General features: G+C 68.3%; 1 protein-coding gene. It reads left to right on the top strand.

Going from position 1 to position 426, the window contains the following annotated elements:
- On the top strand, positions 1-426 hold a 426-nt coding region (locus tag KVT32_RS28835; protein WP_217619285.1), incomplete at both ends, for a DUF3418 domain-containing protein.

Raw genomic sequence — 426 nt, 5'->3', positions numbered from 1 at the left:
GCTCTACCTGAACCGCGAGGAGTTGATGCGGCCCGAGGCGGCCGGCGTCACCACCGAGCTGTTCCCGAAGACGATGAACGTCACCGGCATCGAGATGGGCCTGTCGTACCACTTCGAGCCGGGCAGCCTGCGCGACGGCGTCACGCTGGCGGTGCCGCTGTTCGCGCTGAACCAGATCCCGCTCGAGCGCGCGGCCTGGCTGGTGCCAGGCATGCTCAAGGAAAAAGTGCACCTGCTGCTGAAATCCCTGCCGCAGAAGCTGCGGCGCCACTGCGTGCCGCTGCCCGACTACGCGGCGCGCTTCGTCGACCGCATCAACGCGGCGGGCGTGTTCGGCCGCGGCGACCTGATCGACGTCCTGATCGCGGACGTACGCGCCGAGACCGGCGTCAACGTGCTGACGGGCGACTTCAAGCTCGAGACCCT

The sequence above is a fragment of the Achromobacter sp. GbtcB20 genome (assembly GCF_019091095.1).
GTDB lineage: Bacteria > Pseudomonadota > Gammaproteobacteria > Burkholderiales > Burkholderiaceae_B > Achromobacter > Achromobacter mucicolens.
This window is presented reverse-complemented; position numbering and strand designations above follow the sequence as displayed.